Raw genomic sequence first — 1,270 nt, forward strand, 5'->3', positions numbered from 1 at the left:
GGGTCTGCTGCACGATCAGGTGACAGGTTCGGTCAGGCTGCCTGAGCAGCTGGTGGCGTCATGATGGTCTCGAACTCAATGGGGGTCAATCGGCCCAGGGCGTCTTGTCTGCGGCGTCGGTGGTAGGTCCTTTCGATCCAGGTCACGATCGCGATCCGGAGGTCCTCTCGGGTCTCCCAAGCGCGTCGGTTCAAGACGTTCTTCTGCAGCAGGCTGAAGAAGGACTCCATGGCCGCGTTGTCGCCGGCAGCGCCGACTCGGCCCATCGATCCGACCAGGCCGTGACGGGTCAGGGCGCGTTGGGCTTTGCGGGAGCGGAACTGCGATCCGCGGTCGGAGTGCACGATGCAGCCGGCTACCTCGCCGCGGCGGGCCACGGCCGAGTCGATCGCGGTGACGGCCAGCCTCGACTTCATCCGGTCGCTGATCGAGTACCCGACGATCCGGTTGGAGTACACGTCCTTGACCGCGCAAAGGTAGAGCTTGCCCTCGCCGGTGCGGTGCTCGGTGATGTCGGTCAGCCACAACTGGTTCGGGGCATCGGCGGCGAAGACCCGGCGCACGAGGTCGTCATGGACCGGCGGCCCGACTTTGCGGCCCTTGCCGCGGGCCGGCTTCTTGCCGAAGGCGCTCCACCAGCCGTTATCGCGGCAGATCCGCCACACCGTCCGCTCGCACATCCTGAACCCGGCCGCGTGAACCTCGTCGAAGAGGAACCGGTAGCCGAACTCGGGATCATCGCGGTGGGCATCGAAGAGCGCGTTGGCCAGATACGCCTCTTCCAGCTCTGCCGCGGTGACTGGCTGCTCGAGCCAGCGGTAGTAGGGCTGGCGGGCGATCTTGAGCACCCGGCACGTCACCGTCACGGGAACACCGTCGACGGCCAGCTCGCGGACGAGCGGGTAGATCATTTTCCCGGCAGGTTCGCCTGCGACAGATACGCGGCCGCGCGACGCAGCACCTCGTTCTCTTGCTCCAACAGCCGGTTGCGGCGACGCAACTCGCGCAGCTCGGCGCTCTCGGACGTCGTCGTTCCGGGCTTGTTGCCGTCCTCGACGTCAGCAGCTCGCATCCAGTTAGACAGACACGTCTCGGAGATCCCGAAGTCCTCGGCGATCTGCTTCAACGTCACGCCATGCTCACGGCGTCGGGCGACGTTCACGACGTCGTCACGGAACTCCTTGGGGAACGGCTTCGGCACGGGGCACATCCTTCCAGCGGCACCGCTCGGCACCACAGATCAGATGTCACCTATCCGTGCAGCAGACCC

Annotated in this window: 1 protein-coding gene; it reads right to left on the reverse strand. The window is 66.1% G+C overall.

The window, feature by feature from the left end; genetic code table 11:
• Positions 1–32: 32 nt before the first annotated feature.
• A protein-coding gene (locus AB4Y76_RS21265) for an IS3 family transposase (protein ID WP_441928983.1) occupies positions 33–1,201 on the reverse strand; the annotation gives its coding sequence in 2 pieces (ribosomal slippage) (positions 33–914 and positions 917–1,201; 1,167 coding nt in all).
• Positions 1,202–1,270: the final 69 nt, after the last annotated feature.

The sequence above is a fragment of the Marmoricola sp. RAF53 genome (genome assembly GCF_052114005.1).
Lineage (GTDB): Bacteria > Actinomycetota > Actinomycetes > Propionibacteriales > Nocardioidaceae > Marmoricola.